The sequence below is a fragment of the Streptomyces sp. NPDC005722 genome, from assembly GCF_040630935.1.
In the GTDB taxonomy this organism is placed as follows: Bacteria; Actinomycetota; Actinomycetes; order Streptomycetales; family Streptomycetaceae; genus Actinacidiphila.
In genome coordinates, this window is record NZ_JBEXYN010000001.1 from 259,845 (window position 1) to 275,185 (window position 15,341).

18 protein-coding genes are annotated in these 15,341 nt (G+C 73.1%); 9 read left to right on the forward strand and 9 right to left on the reverse strand.

All coding sequences use genetic code 11. From position 1 onward, the window contains the following. Positions 1-79: 79 nt before the first annotated feature. A complete protein-coding gene (locus ABZ479_RS01185; protein ID WP_500459213.1) occupies positions 80-781 on the forward strand; it encodes a hypothetical protein in 702 nt (233 codons plus the stop codon). Positions 782-799: 18 nt separating this feature from the next. Here the strand turns inward: ABZ479_RS01185 and ABZ479_RS01190 are convergent, their stop codons facing one another. Further along, positions 800-1,327, reverse strand: a complete 528-nt coding sequence (locus tag ABZ479_RS01190; RefSeq protein WP_500459214.1) for a hypothetical protein — start codon at positions 1,325-1,327, stop codon at positions 800-802. 136 nt (positions 1,328-1,463) lie between these two features. On the opposite strand from ABZ479_RS01190, the gene ABZ479_RS01195 reads away from it, so the two are divergent. After that, on the forward strand, positions 1,464-2,411 hold the full coding sequence (locus tag ABZ479_RS01195; RefSeq protein ID WP_500459215.1) for a DMT family transporter: 948 nt from the start codon (positions 1,464-1,466) through the stop codon (positions 2,409-2,411). A 9-nt stretch (positions 2,412-2,420) separates the two neighbouring features. Here ABZ479_RS01195 and ABZ479_RS01200 read toward each other — a convergent pair whose 3' ends face one another. Then, positions 2,421-3,533 carry a magnesium and cobalt transport protein CorA gene (locus tag ABZ479_RS01200; protein ID WP_499607014.1) on the reverse strand — a complete coding sequence of 371 codons (1,113 nt, stop codon included), beginning with the start codon at positions 3,531-3,533 and terminating at the stop codon, positions 2,421-2,423. Positions 3,534-3,961: 428 nt separating this feature from the next. Here ABZ479_RS01200 and ABZ479_RS01205 point away from each other — a divergent pair, with 428 nt between their 5' ends. The 4 genes from ABZ479_RS01205 (at position 3,962) to ABZ479_RS01220 (ending at position 7,005) form a co-directional block, all read left to right on the forward strand. Next, the gene (locus tag ABZ479_RS01205; RefSeq protein ID WP_500459216.1) at positions 3,962-4,552 is read left to right on the forward strand and encodes a suppressor of fused domain protein; all 591 of its coding nucleotides are present in this window, start codon (positions 3,962-3,964) and stop codon (positions 4,550-4,552) included. 164 nt (positions 4,553-4,716) lie between these two features. Next, the gene (locus ABZ479_RS01210) at positions 4,717-5,355 is read left to right on the forward strand and encodes a DUF6758 family protein (protein ID WP_026251441.1); all 639 of its coding nucleotides are present in this window, start codon (positions 4,717-4,719) and stop codon (positions 5,353-5,355) included. 82 nt (positions 5,356-5,437) lie between these two features. Continuing rightward, a complete protein-coding gene (locus ABZ479_RS01215) occupies positions 5,438-6,304 on the forward strand; it encodes a PHP domain-containing protein (RefSeq protein WP_500459217.1) in 867 nt (288 codons plus the stop codon). 86 nt (positions 6,305-6,390) lie between these two features. Beyond that, the gene (locus ABZ479_RS01220) at positions 6,391-7,005 is read left to right on the forward strand and encodes a MarC family protein (RefSeq protein ID WP_499607007.1); all 615 of its coding nucleotides are present in this window, start codon (positions 6,391-6,393) and stop codon (positions 7,003-7,005) included. Positions 7,006-7,112: 107 nt separating this feature from the next. Here ABZ479_RS01220 and ABZ479_RS01225 read toward each other — a convergent pair whose 3' ends face one another. Then, on the reverse strand, positions 7,113-7,253 hold the full coding sequence (locus ABZ479_RS01225; protein ID WP_086020735.1) for a DUF8834 family protein: 141 nt from the start codon (positions 7,251-7,253) through the stop codon (positions 7,113-7,115). Between the two features lie 233 nt (positions 7,254-7,486). Here ABZ479_RS01225 and ABZ479_RS01230 point away from each other — a divergent pair, with 233 nt between their 5' ends. Beyond that, a complete protein-coding gene (locus ABZ479_RS01230; RefSeq protein WP_499607005.1) occupies positions 7,487-8,395 on the forward strand; it encodes an NYN domain-containing protein in 909 nt (302 codons plus the stop codon). Positions 8,396-8,402: 7 nt separating this feature from the next. On the opposite strand, the gene ABZ479_RS01235 is transcribed toward ABZ479_RS01230, so the two are convergent. Both ABZ479_RS01235 and ABZ479_RS01240 read right to left on the reverse strand, forming a co-directional pair. Further along, positions 8,403-9,317 (reverse strand): alpha/beta fold hydrolase, encoded by a 915-nt coding sequence (locus ABZ479_RS01235; RefSeq protein ID WP_500459218.1) that lies wholly within the window; start codon positions 9,315-9,317, stop codon positions 8,403-8,405. A 130-nt stretch (positions 9,318-9,447) separates the two neighbouring features. After that, on the reverse strand, positions 9,448-11,127 hold the full coding sequence (locus ABZ479_RS01240; protein WP_500459397.1) for a DEAD/DEAH box helicase: 1,680 nt from the start codon (positions 11,125-11,127) through the stop codon (positions 9,448-9,450). Between the two features lie 478 nt (positions 11,128-11,605). On the opposite strand from ABZ479_RS01240, the gene ABZ479_RS01245 reads away from it, so the two are divergent. Beyond that, complete coding sequence (locus ABZ479_RS01245; protein ID WP_500459219.1) at positions 11,606-12,340, forward strand: ferritin-like fold-containing protein; 735 nt, start codon at positions 11,606-11,608, stop codon at positions 12,338-12,340. 19 nt (positions 12,341-12,359) lie between these two features. Here ABZ479_RS01245 and ABZ479_RS01250 read toward each other — a convergent pair whose 3' ends face one another. From ABZ479_RS01250 to ABZ479_RS01265, 4 genes are all read right to left on the reverse strand, one after another. Beyond that, a complete protein-coding gene (locus ABZ479_RS01250; RefSeq protein ID WP_499606997.1) occupies positions 12,360-12,635 on the reverse strand; it encodes a hypothetical protein in 276 nt (91 codons plus the stop codon). Positions 12,636-12,866: 231 nt separating this feature from the next. Then, a complete protein-coding gene (locus ABZ479_RS01255; protein ID WP_018561495.1) occupies positions 12,867-13,097 on the reverse strand; it encodes a DUF3107 domain-containing protein in 231 nt (76 codons plus the stop codon). A gap of 131 nt (positions 13,098-13,228) precedes the next feature. Next, the gene (locus ABZ479_RS01260) at positions 13,229-13,864 is read right to left on the reverse strand and encodes a TetR/AcrR family transcriptional regulator (protein ID WP_499606995.1); all 636 of its coding nucleotides are present in this window, start codon (positions 13,862-13,864) and stop codon (positions 13,229-13,231) included. 100 nt (positions 13,865-13,964) lie between these two features. Beyond that, positions 13,965-14,183 (reverse strand): hypothetical protein, encoded by a 219-nt coding sequence (locus ABZ479_RS01265; RefSeq protein ID WP_202470921.1) that lies wholly within the window; start codon positions 14,181-14,183, stop codon positions 13,965-13,967. A gap of 186 nt (positions 14,184-14,369) precedes the next feature. Between ABZ479_RS01265 and ABZ479_RS01270 the strand changes: the two genes are divergently transcribed. Next, entirely contained in the window at positions 14,370-15,338 is a 969-nt protein-coding gene (locus ABZ479_RS01270; RefSeq protein ID WP_499606993.1) for an alpha/beta fold hydrolase, read from the forward strand. Positions 15,339-15,341: the final 3 nt, after the last annotated feature.

The following is a 15,341-nucleotide window of genomic DNA, read 5'->3' on the forward strand; positions in this document are numbered from 1 at the left end:
TACGCTGCGGTGGCTTCGGCTCCGCTTCGCCGCTCCCCTCGTGTGACGGGCGCGTACCACCGCAGGAGGAAGAGAACACGTGATCCTCGGCCGCACGTCGTCGGTCCTCGTGAGCCTTCTGGGCACGGTCCTCGTCCTCGCCGGGGCGACAGGGTGCGCGGGCGACCCGGACGCGGGGACCAACGGCGTCGGCAAGCTGCCCGCCGGGACCATCGAGAAGCGCGCCCGCACCGCCGCCGACGCGGCCGACACGGTACGGCTGGCCGGCACCGTCGTCAGCAGGGGCCACACCTACACGCTCGACATGCGGCTGCGCGGCAACGGCGGCCTGGGCGAGGTCACCTCCGAGGGCAGCACCTTCGAACTGCTGCGGGTGGGCGACGACCTCTACCTCAAGGCGGGCGCGGGGTTCTACGGCGACCAGGTCGGCGCCAAGCTCAAGAACAAGTACGTCAAGGTCCCCACCGCGGACCCCGCGTACGACCAGTTCAGCGGCTTCACCGACAAGGAGGTGCTGCTGGAGGGCCTGTTCGTGCTGCACGGCGCCCTCGCCGTCGGGGAACACCGCACGGTCGGCGGCGTCCGCACCATCGCCGTCACCGCGGACGGCGGCGAGGGCGGCACGATCGACGTGTCCCTGGAGGGCAAGCCGTACCCGCTGCGCTACGAACGCGCCGGCGGCGCCGGCACGCTGACCATGGACGACTGGGGCAAGGACTTCACGCTGCGGGCGCCCGACGAGGACGACGTCGTCGACTACGGCAAGGCCGTCACGCAGTAGTCACCGGAGCCCGGGGGCTCAGGACTTCCTGCGGCGCCGCAGCAGCAGCTTCGGCAGGCCCGCCGGCACCGGGTGGCGGGTGGTCGCGGGCGTCGGCACCGGGGCCGCCGCGCCGCTGCCGTCCGGCATCGCTCCCGGGCGCTCCAGCAGGTCGCCGGCGGGTTCCAGGCGCAGTACGCGGCACTCACGGGCCCAGCGCGCGGTCATCGTCTCCGCGTCCGGCGCGTTGAGGCGCTTGCCCTTGAGCTCGGCCACCGCGGCCGTCCACGCCTCGCCGTCCGGGCGCAGCTCGGTGACCCGGACCGGGAAGGCGACCAGCCGGCCGCCCTTGTCCTTGCTGCGGACGGTGACCGTGGCGGTGCCGCCGTCGGTGAGCCCGGGGCCGGGCAGCGGCTGCTCGCCGGGGCCGCCGCCGACGACCACCACGGCGCCGTCGACCCAGGCGTGCCACAGGGCCTGACCGTCGGCCCAGAGCAGACCGGACTTCTTCACGGCCTCCTCGACCAGGGCCTGGTCCAGCTGCGGCTGCGTCACGGTGTCCGTCATGCGTCCCACCCTATGGCGTGGCCCGCGCCGGGCGCCGCCGTGGTGCCGCACACATGGTGAGACGACAGGAGCTCAGGGCCGGAACGGGCCTTACGCTAAGGAGGTCACCGCCCCGCCCGCCCCGAGGAGCCCCCGCGTGTCCGCCGCGCCGCCCGCCAGAACCACGCCCGCCGCACCGAAGGCGGACGCCGTGTCCGGCACGGTCCCGCACGGGAAGGCGCCGCTGGACTTCACGCTCCTCGCCGTCGCCATCGCCGGTGTCTCGCTGTCCGCCCCGCTGATCGCCGCGACCGCCGCGCCCGCGCTGGCCATCGCCTTCTGGCGGAACGCCATGGCCGTCGGGGTGCTGAGCCCCTTCGCCTGGCTGCGGCACCGGCGGGAGCTGCTGGGGATGGGCCGCCGGGCCTTCGGGCTCTCGCTCGCCTCCGGTCTGGTGCTGGCACTGCACTTCGGGCTGTGGCTGCCGAGCCTCACCATGACCTCGGTCGCGTCCTCCACCGCTCTCGGCACCACCACGCCGGTGTGGACCACCCTGTTCCTGTTGATGCGCGGTCACCGCCCGCCCCGGATGGTGTGGCTGGGCTCCGCGCTCGCGGTCGCCGGCGTGGTGCTGCTGACCGGCGTCGACCTGTCGCTGTCGCCGCGCGCCCTGGCCGGGGACGCGCTGGCGTTGGGCGGCGGCATCGCGGCGGCCGGCTACGTCCTGCTCGGCGCGGAGGTCCGACGGACCGTCAGCACGACCGCGTACACCTACGTCTGCTACTCCACCACGGCCGTGGCCCTGCTCGCCGTCTGCCTGGCCTCGGGCTCCTCGCTCGGCGGCTACGACGGCGGCACCTGGGCCAAGCTGATCGCCCTGACGGTGGCCGCGCAGCTGCTCGGCCACAGCCTGCTCAACCGAGTGGTGCGCGGGCTCGGGGCGTCGACCACGTCCACGGCGATCCTGCTGGAGACGCCGGGCGCCGCCCTGGTGGCGGCGGTCTGGCTGGGCCAGACCCCGCCCGCGGCGGCCTACCCGGCGCTCGCGGTGATCCTCGCCGGACTCGCCCTGGTGATCCTGGCGGACCGCAGGAAGGCCGGTTAGCGCCGGCCCCTACAGCCAGCCGTTGCGGCGCAGGATGCGGTGGATCGCGAAGCAGATCCCGCCGATGGCGACCAGCACCATCGGGTAGCCGAACCTCCAGCGCAGCTCGGGCATGTAGTCGAAGTTCATCCCGTACACGCCGCAGATCATGGTCGGGACGGCGATGATCGCCGCCCAGGAGGTGATCTTGCGCATGTCCTCGTTCTGCGCGACGGCCGCCTGGGCGAGGTTGGCCTGCAGGATCGAGTTGAGCAGGTCGTCGAAGCCGACCACCATCTCGTGGACGCGGGCGACGTGGTCGGCGACGTCCCGGAAGTACTTCTGGATCTCCGGGTCCACCACGCGCATCGGCCGCTCGCTGAGCATCTGCATCGGGCGCAGCAGCGGGGAGACGGCCCGCTTGAACTCCAGCACCTCGCGCTTGAGCTGGTAGATGCGCCCGGCGTCGGTGGCGCGCGGGGACTTGCCCTGGGCGGAGAAGACGTCGATCTCCACCTCGTCGATGTCGTCCTGGACGGCCTCGCTGACCGCCAGGTAGTCGTCGACGACCTGGTCGGCGATGGCGTGCAGCACGGCGGAGGGACCCTTGGCGAGCAGGTCCGGGTCGTCCTCGAGACGGTGCCGCAGGGCGCGCAGCGAGCCGTGGCCGCCGTGCCGGACGGTGATGACGAACTGCCGGCCGGTGAAGACCATCACCTCGCCGCTCTCCACCACCTCGCTGGTGGCGGTCAGTTCGGCGTGCTCGACGTAGCGGATGGTCTTGAAGACCATGAAGAGCGTGTCGTCGTAGCGCTCCAGCTTGGGCCGCTGGTGGGCGTGGACGGCGTCCTCCACGGCCAGCGGGTGGAGCCCGAACACCTCGGCGATCTCCGCGAACTCCCGCTCCGACGGCTCGTGCAGGCCGATCCACACGAAGCCGTCGCCGCCGCGCACCTTCTCCAGGGCCTCGCGCGGCGAGATGTGGTCGCTGCCGCGGCGGCCGTCCCGGTAGACGGCGCAGTCCACGACCGAGCTGGGCGTGGCCGACGAGGTGCGGGAGCGGTCCGGGCCGTAGTCGTATGACGTGCTGCTCTTGCGCAGGGCGGGGCGGACGACTGCGCGCAGGTCGCGGATCATCGACATGGCAAGCTCCTTCACGGACTGGCCGGGCTGAAATGCGGATCAGGGCGGGGGTGATCACCTTTGATCACTGCGCAGTTCAGGAGCTCTTCCGGAGGCGGCAGGGTGACCCGGACAGGTCCCGGGAGCGGGCACGCGGCGATGTCACGCGATCGCGCTCGCGGGAAATTCCGGGATTCCCCGGCGGTTCCGTGGTTTCAGGCCCGGACGACCGGGTACGGAACGCTGGGGATCAGGAGGGTTGCCGGGCGGAAGAGCTGCCGGTACTGCACGGTCGACTGGGATCCATTGCAGCCCCACCTCCTCCGGCCGATCCCCGCTGGGGGATGATGTGCACGCCTCAAGGGGCGTAGCCGACGGCCCACCTTATCAGGCGGCCCACGGGCGGAGCCGCGGCTTTGCACGTTCCATACGCGTCCTATGCTCACCCCATGGTCGACGTACTGGGGCTCGTTGAGGCGCGGCTGCGCATGGCCTTCGGTGAACCGGACGCCCGCGCCGCGGTCACCTTCGTGGGCGCCGAACGGATCGAGGTGCTCCGTTTCCGCGACGGTGAGCTGCTGCGGTACGTGACCCTCGGCATGTCGCGCGCGCCGATGAACGATCCCGTCGCCGTCGTCGCGGACCCCGTGCGCGGACCCCGCGCGGAGCTCGTGCTCACCCTGCGCGGCGGGCGCGGCGCCGACACCGACAAGGTCCTGCGGCCGCTCGCCGTGCTGGCCGCCGGCCCCCAGGTCGAGGGCGTCGTCGTCGCGCCGGGGAACTCGCTGGACCTGGGCGAACCGCTGTGGCCCGGGGCGGCGTTCTCGGCCGTCCTGGTCGCCGAGCCCGGCGGTCTCGTGGAGGACCTGGAACTCGACGCCCCGATGGACCCGGTCCGCTTCTTCCCGCTGCTGCCGATGACGCCGAACGAGGCCGCCTGGAAGCGGGTGCGCGGCGCGGGGGCGCTCCAGGAGCGCTGGCTGCAGGCGGGGACCGACCTGCGCGACCCGCTGCGCGCGGCGGTCGCGCTGACGGACTGAGCCCCGGCGGTCCGTGACGCCCCCTCAGACGGACCCTGCCGGCGACGCCCCGGCCGGCCGGTGTGGCCGGTGGGGGAGGTGTGCCGTACGACGGCGCCACGCGCCGGACTCGGACGGGTGATCGTCCTTGACGCGGGCACGCCGCGGGAGGACCGTGGGGCGTTATGAGAGGCGAACCCAGTTGCCCGAAGTGCGGTGGCCGGGTCCGAGCACCCGGGCTCTTCGCCGACTCCTGGCAGTGCGACGAGCACGGCGCCGTGTACCCGTTGCAGCCTGTCGTCCCGCCGAGCGTGGAAGCCCTCGGCGTGGTCGTGAGCCGGTCACGCGTCCCGGTGTGGATGCCCTGGCCCCTGCCGGTCGGCTGGCTCTTCACCGGGGTGGCGTCCGCCGGGGACGACCGCAGCGGCGGACGGGCCACGGCGGTGGCGTGCTCGGGGCCGGGGCCGCTCGGCGGTCAGGGCGAGATGGTGCTGGTGGCGGAGGAGCTCGGGGTCGGGCTCGGGGCGAGGTTCGCCGGGATCCCGGGGCCGGACCCCGGACCGGCGATGTGCCTCGGCAAGCCACCGGCCGCCAAGGTGATCGCGGCCGGCCGGCCGACCGGCCTGTGGCACGTGAACGGGACGCCACCGGACCGGGCGGTCTTCGCGGGGGAGTCCTTCGGGCTCTGGCTGTGGGCGATCGTGTGGCCGGAGGAGTCGGGCCTGCTCATGTACGACGAGCTGATACTGACCGATCTGCGCGAGGCCGGCGCCGAAGTCGATCTCGTTCCGTGCGGGGCGCTCTCCCCTCGCCTGCTCTCCTGAGATTCAGAGGTTGGCCGGACAGTTATCCTGGTAATCACAACCCCCGAATCCGTCCGAGCACCGAGCGCCTGGAGTGACCTGAGTGCGAATCGACCTGCACACCCACTCCACGGCCTCCGACGGCACGGACACCCCCGCGGAACTGGTCCGGGCCGCGGCCGCGGCCGGCCTGGACGTCGTGGCCCTCACCGACCACGACACCGTCGGCGGCCACGCCGAGGCCGAGAAGGCGCTGGCCGAGCTGCACGCCGCCGGCGTCGCGGCCCCGGCCCTGGTCACCGGCGCCGAACTCTCCTGCCGCATCGACGGGGTGAGCCTGCACATGCTCGCCTACCTCTTCGACCCGCAGGAGCCCGAGCTCCACCGGGAACGCGAACTCGTACGCGACGACCGGGTGCCCCGCGCGCAGGCCATGGTCGCCCGGCTCCGCGAGTACGGGGTGCCGGTGACCTGGGAGCGCGTCGCCCAGATCGCCGGCGACGGCGCCGTGGGCCGGCCGCACATCGCCCAGGCGCTGATCGAGGCGGGGCTGGTGGACAGCATCGCCGAGGCGTTCACCCCCGAGTGGATCGGGCCGGGCGGGCGCGCCTACGCCGAGAAGCACGAACTCGACCCCTTCGAGGCGGTCCGGCTCGTCAGGAACGCGGGCGGGGTGACGGTCTTCGCCCATCCCGCCGCCGTCAAGCGCGGCACCTGCGTGCCCGAGAGCGTCATCCACGACCTGGCCGCGGCCGGGCTGGACGGCATCGAGGTGGACCACATGGACCACGACGGGCCGACCCGCGCCCACCTGCGCTCCCTCGCCGCCGAGCTGGGACTGCTCACGACCGGGTCCAGCGACTACCACGGCACCCGCAAGACCGTCCGGCTCGGCGAGCACACCACCGACCCCGAGGTCTACCGGGAGATCGTCCGCCGGGCCACCGGCGCGGCGCCGATCACCCCGTGAACCGCTGAGCGGCCGGACCGCCGGCTCCCCGACCACCGTCCCCGGACATCCCCCCGACCACCTGTCACCGCACCACCGCTAGGCCCATGGATCTCTTCTCCCTCACCCTGTTCGGCTCGGTCTTCGTCACGCTCTTCGTGATCATGGACCCGCCCGGGATCACCCCGATATTCCTCGCCCTCACCTCCGGCCGCGCGGCCAAGGTCCAGCGCCGCATGGCCTGGCAGGCCGCCGGCGTCGCCCTGGGCGTCATCACCGTCTTCGGCATCTGCGGCCAGCAGATCCTCGACTACCTGCACGTCTCGGTGCCGGCCCTGATGATCGCCGGCGGCCTGCTCCTGCTGCTCATCGCCCTCGACCTGCTCACCGGCAAGGCGGACGAGCCCACCCAGACCAAGGACGTCAACGTCGCACTGGTGCCGCTGGGCATGCCGCTGCTCGCCGGGCCGGGCGCGATCGTCACCGTGATCCTCGCGGTGCAGCGCGCGCACGGGTTCGGGCAGCAGCTGTCGGTGTGGGTAGCCATCGCCGCGATGCACGTGGTGCTGTGGCTGACGATGCGTTACTCACTGGTGATCATCCGTCTGATCAAGGACGGCGGTGTGGTGCTGGTCACCCGGCTCTCGGGCATGCTGCTCTCCGCGATCGCGGTGCAGCAGATCGCCAACGGGGTCTTCGGCTTCATCCGCGGCGAGGGCTGACGGACCGTCGGCGCGATCCGGACGCGACGAGGGCCCCGTACCGTGATGTACGGGGCCCTTCGCGTTCATGGCGTCCGGCCGTGCGGCCGCGCCGGGGTGACGGAGCCTTACTGGGCGGGGCGGATGTAGATGCGCTGGCCGATCGCGGCGGCCTGCTGGACGATCTGGTCGACGGAGGCGGCGTCCACGACCGTGCAGTCGACGGCACGGCCGTCCTGGTCGTTGAGGCGCATGATCTCGAAGCGCATGGTGTTCACGGCTTCTCCCTTCGCGTCCGGGCACTCCTCCATTGGAGTACGGGGCTGCTTCGCAGCCGTTACCTGCCGGGGTCATTCATGTATCAACAACAGTTGCCCCCGCGAAAACCTTCCCTGTCCTAAAGAAAATTTTTCCCACGCATCTACCGGCGGGTAGCCACCGGTACCGGCGGTCCTGGTTCCGGTTGTGTGTGCGGACGGAAGCGCCGGACAATGTGATCTCTATGAACGACGACGCCCTTTCCGCCATCGCCGCCGGCATCGAGCGCACGAACGAGCTCCTGCAGCGGGTGCTCGCCGAGGTCGCCACGACCCCGGCGACCCACGCCGTGTTCGTCGACGCCGGCTACGTGTACGCCGCGGCCGGTCGACTCGTCGCGGGCACCGAGGACCGGAGGGCCTTCGAACTCGACGCCGAGGGCATCATCGAGGCCTTCATCGACCGGGCCCGCACCCTGTTCGCCGACAGCCGCCTGCTGCGCGTCTACTGGTACGACGGCGCACGCCGCCGCATCCACACCGCCGAGCAGGAACGCATCGCCGAGCTCCCCGACGTCAAGGTGCGGCTCGGCAACCTCAACGCCAGCCGCCAGCAGAAGGGCGTCGACTCCCTGATCCGCAGCGACCTGGAGTCACTGGCCCGGCACCGCGCCATCAGCGACGCCGTCCTCATCGGGGGCGACGAGGACCTGGTGTCCGCGGTCGAGGCCGCCCAGGGCTACGGCGCCCGCGTCCACCTGTGGGGTATCGAGGCCGCCGACGGCCGCAACCAGGCCGACCCCCTGCTGTGGGAGGTCGACAGCCTGCGCACCCTCGACCTGGACTTCTGCAAGCCGTACATCACCCGGCGCACGGTCCCCGTCTACGGCGACGCGCCGATCCCCACCGGGCCCATCCCGTCCCGCGAGGACGTGCACTTCGTCGGGGCCCGGGTCGCCGCGCAGTGGCTGGCGACCCGCGGCCGCGACACCCTGGCCGAGCTGCTGCCCGGTCACCCGTACCTGCCGCCCGCCTTCGACCAGGAACTGCTCGTCGAGGCCGAGGGCATGCTCAACATCTCGCTGCGCGGCCACGCCGACCTGCGGCGCGTCCTGCGCGACGGCTTCTGGGAGCACCTGCAGGCGCGCCTGTAGGCCCCGGCTAGGCCTCCGCCCGGTCCTCGCCGGAGCCGGCGGTGGCCCAGAAGTCCAGGAGGGCGCGCGCGGTCGGGGCCGGCTGCTCGGCGTTCGGGGAGTGCTCGGCCCCCCCGACGACGACCCGGCGGGCGCCCAGGCGCTCGGCCATCGCGTCCAGCCACGGGACGGGCCAGGCGTGGTCCACCGTGCCGGAGATCACCAGCTTGGGGAGCGGGACCGCCGCGAGTTCGGCCACCCGGTCCGGCTCGTCGATCAGCTGCCGTCCGGTGACGACCAGCTGCTCCGGCACCGTCGCCAGCCAGCGGTCGTGCAGGAAGTCCTCGACCGGGCCCGTGGCGTTCGCCGTGCCTTCGAGGTCCTCCGCGTCCAGCTCGCGCATCGCGCGCCACACGCCCTCCATGTCCATCGCCGACAGCGCCCCCAGCAGCAGCTTCGTACGGGCCTGCTGCGCGGCCTCGATGGCGGCCGGACCGGAGCTCATCAGGGTCAGCGACGCCCAGGGCAGGGCGGCGCGCCCGCCGTGCGCGGCCAGGACGGCGGCGCGGACGACCAGGCCGCCCATCGAGTGCCCCAGCAGGTGCACCGGCTCACCGGCCGGGCCGGCCAGCGCGGCGGTCTGCGCGAGCACGTCGGCGGCCAGCTCGCCCTGCGTGTACGCCGCCTCGTCCCGCGGGCCGGGCGTCTCGTGCTGGCCCCGGCCGTCCACGGCGACGGTGCGGTAGCCGGCCGCCGCGAGCGGTTCCAGCAGCGCGACGAAGTCCTCCTTGCTGCCGGTGAACCCGGGCACCAGCAGGGCGGTGCCGCGCCGCGGCGTGCCGGCCGGCGGGACGGCGTCCAGCACGGCGAAGGCGCCGCGGGCCGTCTCCAGCAGGTACGCGGTGGCGTTCGGGGGCAGGGTCAGGAAGGGCGGTCGGCTCATGGGCCGAGGCTAGCCGTGCCGGGTTGCCCCCACACGACGTGGGCCCCAACCCCGGACGCCGGGCGGGCGGAACGCCGACGGCCGGGCACCCCCGTCAGGGGCGCCCGGCCGTCGGCGGTACGGGTACGCGTCAGCCGGTGGCCTCGTCGGCCGGCTTGGCCGTCCGCGTGCGGCGACGGCGGCGGACGGTCTTGGCCGCGCCCTCGCCCTCGGCGGGTGCCGCCTCGGGGGCCGCGGCCTGCGCCGCGGTCTCGGCGGCGACGGGAGCCTCGGCGGCGGTGGCGGCGGACCGGCTACGGCGGCGGCGCGGTGCCGGGACCTCCTCGGTCGCCGGGGCGGCCGCGACCGTCTCGGTGCCTGCCGTGCCTTCCGTGCCTGCCGTGCCCGCCGCGGCCGTACGGGTGCGGCGACGACGGCGCGGGGCCGGGGCCTCGGTGGCCGGGGCCTCGACGGTCTCCACGACCGCCTCAGCCTCGGCGGGAGCCTCGCCGAGCGACTGCCCGCCGCGGGTGCGGCGGCGCTGGCGCGGCGTACGGGTGCGGGCCGGACGCTCCTCCGCCTCGGCGGAGGCGGCGGCGGGGCCGGACTTGCGGCCGCCGCGGCCACGACCGCGGCCGCCGGTCTCGCCGAGGTCCTCGATCTCCTCGGCGTCGAGCCCGGCACGGGTGCGCTCCGCACGCGGCAGCACGCCCTTGGTGCCCTCGGGGATGCCGAGCAGTTCGTAGAGGTGTGCCGAGGTGGAGTACGTCTCCTCCGGCGCGTTGAACGGGAGGTCCAGCGCCTTGTTGATCAGCTGCCAGCGCGGGATGTCGTCCCAGTCGACCAGGGTGATCGCCGTGCCGGACGCGCCTGCGCGGCCGGTGCGGCCGATGCGGTGGAGGTAGGTCTTCTCGTCCTCCGGCGTCTGGTAGTTGATCACGTGCGTGACGCCCTCGACGTCGATGCCGCGGGCGGCGACGTCGGTGCAGACCAGGACGTCGACCTTGCCGTTGCGGAAGGCGCGCAGCGCCTGCTCGCGGGCGCCCTGGCCGAGGTCGCCGTGGACGGCGCCGGAGGCGAAGCCGCGGCGCTCGAGCTGCTCGGCGACGTCGGCGGCGGTGCGCTTGGTGCGGCAGAAGATCATCGCCAGGCCGCGGCCCTCCGCCTGCAGGACGCGGGAGACGAGCTCCGGCTTGTCCAGCGAGTGGGCGCGGAAGATGTGCTGGGTGATGTTGGCGACCGTCGCGCCCTCGTCGTCCGGCGAGGTGGCCCGGATGTGCGTGGGCTGCGACATGTAGCGGCGGGCGAGACCGATGACGGCGCCCGGCATGGTCGCGGAGAAGAGCATCGTCTGCCGCTTGACCGGCAGCATGTCGATGATCTTCTCGACGTCGGGGAGGAAGCCCAGGTCCAGCATCTCGTCGGCCTCGTCCAGGACGAGCGAGCGGACGTGGCGCAGGTTGAGCTTCTTCTGGCCCGCCAGGTCCAGCAGGCGGCCCGGGGTGCCGACGACGACGTCGACGCCCTTCTTCAGGGCCTCGACCTGCGGCTCGTAGGCGCGGCCGCCGTAGATCGCCAGGACACGGACGTTGCGCACCTTGCCGGCGGTCAGCAGGTCGTTGGTGACCTGCTGGCACAGCTCACGGGTCGGGACGATGACCAGGGCCTGCGGACCGTCGACGACGTCCTCGGGCGTGGCCCGTCCGGCCTCGACGTCGACCGGCACGACGACCCGCTCCAGGAGCGGCAGGCCGAAGCCCAGGGTCTTGCCGGTGCCCGTCTTCGCCTGGCCGATGACGTCGTTGCCCGCGAGGGCGACCGGGAGCGTCATCTCCTGGATCGGGAAGGGAGTGATGATGCCGACGGCCTCGAGGGCCTCGGCGGTCTCGGGGAGGATCCCCAGATCGCGGAAAGTCGTGGTGGTGGTCAGGATGCTGCCTCTTCTGGTTGGACGCGGCGCCGAGCGTTGTCCGGGGAGGGTCGGGCGCAAGGAACTGCGCTGACCGCGCGGAGTGTCGTCCGGCCGTTGATGGCCGAGGTGCGCGGGACCACTGCCCTCGTGCGCGCCGCGAAGCTGTCCCCCTCCATGTGAGGAGGGCGGTCGGTAGGAGCCGATCGGGCCACCGACCGGGCATCCATTCATGCGCGACCCGCCGGGTCACCTGGCGGGTCCATATCACTGTACCCCGGAATCACGCACCCGCGGCGGATGGATTTTCCGGTACGTGGGACAGGTCACCGCGCCGCTCCCGCGCGGCGGGCCGCACGGGATGGTTGCCGCGCTGGTGGGGTTGGCTATTGTGCGCAGCATGGAGACGCCTGACACCCCCGCCGAGACCCCCGCCGAGACGACCATCGCCGCCAAGGACTGGGCCGCCGCCTCCGCGGACCCGCAGTACCGCGCGGCGGTCGTGGACCTGCTCGGGGCACTCGCCTACGGCGAACTGGCCGCCTTCGAGCGGCTCGCGGAGGACGCGAAGCTCGCACCGTCCCTGGCGGACAAGGCGGAGCTCGCGGCGATGGCGTCCGCCGAGTTCCACCACTTCGAGCAGCTCCGCGCGCGGCTCGCCACCATCGAGGCGGAGCCGACCGAGGCGATGCGCCCCTTCGCCGCCGCGCTGGACGAGTTCCACCGCCAGACCGCGCCGTCGGACTGGCTGGAGGGCCTGGTCAAGGCGTACGTCGGCGACTCCATCGCGTCCGACTTCTACCGCGAGGTCGCCGCCCGGCTCGACGCCGACACCCGCGAGCTGGTGCTGGCGGTGCTCGACGACACCGGCCACGCCTCCTTCGCGGTGGGCAAGGTGCGCTCCGCCATCGAGGCCGACCCCCGGGTCGGCGGGCGGCTCGCGCTGTGGGCGCGCCGGCTGATGGGCGAGGCGCTGTCGCAGGCGCAGCGCGTCGTGGCGGACCGGGACGCGCTCAGCACGATGCTGGTCGGCGGGGTCGCCGACGGCTTCGACCTGGCGGAGGTCGGCCGGATGTTCACCCGGATCACCGAGGCCCACACCAAGCGGATGGCGGCGCTGGGCCTGTCCGCCTGAGCCCTCCGGGCCGCGCGGCTCAGGCCGTGCGCGGCGCGGACCGGCGGGTGCCGCGGGGCGGGCGCACCAGCAGCGAGAGCAGGGCGGCCGCCACCCCCACCGACACGGCGAGGTTGATCAGGAACCGGTCGGAACCGAGGACGGTACGGGTGATGAGGCCGCCCAGCACGGCGGCGACCACGCCCGTGGCGAGCACGAGCGTCGCCGCCGGAAGGCGGCGGCGGGGCAGCAGGCGCGTCGCGGCGTACGCGACGGACAGTCCGACGGCGGCGAACGCGAGCGCTTCCCACATCATCGTGCGGCCCCTCCCGGAGACTTCGGTCGCACGGGTCCTACCCCGCGGGCCCGCACGGCGAAACGGCGGGTCACCCCATTCGGGGGTGACCCGCCGTACGTACTCCCGTCACGGGAGCGGCGAGGCTGTGACCTGCCCCGGAGCGCCTGCCCCGGAGCACACGGCCTAGGGCCCGTTTCGAAAGTCCCGCCTGTCCCCTCCGGGCGGCCGACGCTACTTTCGACAAAGGCCCTAGAGCTGGGCGCCGAAGCCGACCCGGCGGGTCGCCGGCTCGCCGATCTCGACGTAGGCCAGCCGGTCGGCCGGCACGAGCACGCGCTTGCCGTGCTCGTCGGTGAGGCTGAGCAGCTTGCCCGTGCCCGTCAGCGCCTCGGCGACGGCCTTCTCGACCTCCTCGGCCGTCTGCGCGCTCTCGATGATGATCTCGCGCGGCGCGTGCTGCACGCCGATCTTGACCTCCACGGCTTTGGTCCCTCCGAACGGTCTGCGGTGTGCGCGGTTGGAAATCGCGCCGTACGCAGGACACATTAGCCGCGCCCGGCAACCGGGCACCGGCGGACGGGCACGCCCAGAGCGAACAGGCCGGGGCTCGGTCAGTGCTCGCTGCCGTGCAGCGGGAAGCCCGCGATGCCGCGCCAGGCCAGCGACGTCAGCAACTGCACCGCGGTGTCGCGGGGCATGGAGCTGCCGCTGGAGAGCCAGTAGCGGGCCACCACCTGCGAGACGCCGCCGAGACCGACGGCGAGCAGCATGGACTGCTCGGTGGTCAGCCCGGTGTCCTCCGCGATGACCTCGCTGATCGCCTCGGCGCACTGCAGCGCGACCTTGTCGACGCGCTCGCGGACGGCGGGCTCGTTGGTGAGGTCGGACTCGAAGACCAGGCGGAAGGCGCCGCCCTCGTCCTCCACGTACGCGAAGTACGCGTCCATGGTCGCCGCCACGCGCAGCTTGTTGTCGGTGGTGGAGGCCAGGGCGGTGCGCACCGCGTCCAGCAGGGCCTCGCAGTGCTGGTCCAGCAGGGCCAGGTAGAGCTCGAGCTTGCCGGGGAAGTGCTGGTAGAGCACGGGCTTGCTGACGCCCGCACGCTCGGCGATGTCGTCCATCGCGGCGGCGTGGTAGCCCTGGGCGACGAACACCTCCTGAGCCGCGCCCAGCAGCTGGTTCCTCCGGGCCCGGCGCGGCAGGCGCGTGCCGCGAGGGCGCGCCTCAGTCTGCTCGATGGCTGTCACGCCGCCTCCCAAGTGATGTCGTTCTGCGCTGCGGGTGCCATCGTACTTTTCGGTAGCGGGGGCATGCGCTGTGCGAACGCACATTCTCACCAAGTGGAACTCAGCGATAGTCGTCCTCGTCGAGTTCCACCACCCTGTGCTGCTCGGCGACGTCCGCGGGATCGGCGTCGTCCGGGCGTTCGGTGATCGGGACATCGCGGTGCTGCAGCAGTTCGAGGTGCTGTTCGGCGATGTCCGCCTCGGGCGCCTCGATGTCGGCCTCGGCGTCCTCCAGGTCGTCGATGACGTCGTCGTCGAAGGTCTCGATGTCGTCGGACACGGGCACCTCCCGTCTGGTCGTGCGCTGCCGTCCCCCGCTGCTACCCACTGTCCCCCTCTTTCCCCTTCTGCGAGCGTAGGAGACAGGGACGGGGTGTGCAGAGTGACGGGAGGGGCGCGAAATCCTCACGACGCGTGTGAGGGCGAACACACGAGCGTGCGCGTGATCACCTCGTAACATTGGCCCATGTCCTCGACGGAGTCATCCGAAGCCGCTCTCGCCGCCGTGCCCGTACCGCCTTCGGGAGCCGGAGCCGGGGACGGGGAGAAGGTCCGGACCGTGGCGTTGCCGGGGCGGACGGTGAGCGTGCGAGCGCGGGCGGAGCAGGCCGGAGGGCTGCCGCCCGCGCTCTTCGTCCACGGCCTGGGAGGCTCGTCCTCCAACTGGTCGGCGCTGATGCGGCTGCTCGCGGACCGGGTGTCGTGCGAGGCCCTCGACCTGCCCGGTTTCGGGTACTCGCCGCCGCCGGACGACGGCAACTACTCGATCGGGGGGCACGCGCGCGCCGTCGTGCGCCTGCTGGAGGCTTCCGGGCGCGGGCCCGTGCACCTCTTCGGCAACTCGCTGGGCGGAGCCGTCGCCACCAAGGTGGCCGCGGCCCGGCCCGACCTGGTCCGCACCCTGACGCTGATCTCGCCGGCCCTGCCGGAGGTGCCGCCCCGGCCCGGCGCCTGGCCGACCGCCTTCCTCGGGCTGCCGGGCGCGAGCGCGGTGGTCACCCGGGCCACCCGCGACTGGTCCGTGGAGCGGCGCACCAAGCAGTTGCTGGACCTCTGCTACGGGGACCCGTCGCAGGTCAGCGACGATTCCTTCGCCGAGCACGCCACGGAGTACGAGCGCCGGCTGGCGCTGCCCTACTTCTGGGACGCGCTCACCCGTTCGGCGCGCGGCATCGTCGACGCCTACACGCTCGGCGGCCAGCACAACCTGTGGCGGCAGGCCGAGCGGGTGCTCGCGCCGACGCTGCTGGTGTACGGCGGCCGGGACCGGCTCGTCTCCCCCCGGATGGCGTACCGTGCCGCCCGGACGTTCCGTGACGCGCGGCTGCTGACGCTCCCCGACAGCGGGCACGTCGCGATGATGGAGCACCCCGATGCGGTGGAGCGGGCCTTCCGCGAGCTGCTGGACGCCACGGACGCGCGGACGGATCACTGACTT

Bases quoted from the DNA above. Each gene is read 5' to 3' on its own strand.
- ABZ479_RS01190 (WP_500459214.1), bottom strand. From the start codon at position 1,327: ATGACGGACACCGTGACGCAGCCGCAGCTGGACCAGGCCCTGGTCGAG.
- ABZ479_RS01200 (WP_499607014.1), bottom strand. From the start codon at position 3,533: ATGTCGATGATCCGCGACCTGCGCGCAGTCGTCCGCCCCGCCCTGCGC.
- ABZ479_RS01205 (WP_500459216.1), top strand. From the start codon at position 3,962: ATGGTCGACGTACTGGGGCTCGTTGAGGCGCGGCTGCGCATGGCCTTC.
- ABZ479_RS01210 (WP_026251441.1), top strand. From the start codon at position 4,717: ATGAGAGGCGAACCCAGTTGCCCGAAGTGCGGTGGCCGGGTCCGAGCA.
- ABZ479_RS01220 (WP_499607007.1), top strand. From the start codon at position 6,391: ATGGATCTCTTCTCCCTCACCCTGTTCGGCTCGGTCTTCGTCACGCTC.
- ABZ479_RS01225 (WP_086020735.1), bottom strand. From the start codon at position 7,253: ATGCGCTTCGAGATCATGCGCCTCAACGACCAGGACGGCCGTGCCGTC.
- ABZ479_RS01230 (WP_499607005.1), top strand. From the start codon at position 7,487: ATGAACGACGACGCCCTTTCCGCCATCGCCGCCGGCATCGAGCGCACG.
- ABZ479_RS01235 (WP_500459218.1), bottom strand. From the start codon at position 9,317: ATGAGCCGACCGCCCTTCCTGACCCTGCCCCCGAACGCCACCGCGTAC.
- ABZ479_RS01240 (WP_500459397.1), bottom strand. From the start codon at position 11,127: ATGACGCTCCCGGTCGCCCTCGCGGGCAACGACGTCATCGGCCAGGCG.
- ABZ479_RS01245 (WP_500459219.1), top strand. From the start codon at position 11,606: ATGGAGACGCCTGACACCCCCGCCGAGACCCCCGCCGAGACGACCATC.
- ABZ479_RS01250 (WP_499606997.1), bottom strand. From the start codon at position 12,635: ATGATGTGGGAAGCGCTCGCGTTCGCCGCCGTCGGACTGTCCGTCGCG.
- ABZ479_RS01270 (WP_499606993.1), top strand. From the start codon at position 14,370: ATGTCCTCGACGGAGTCATCCGAAGCCGCTCTCGCCGCCGTGCCCGTA.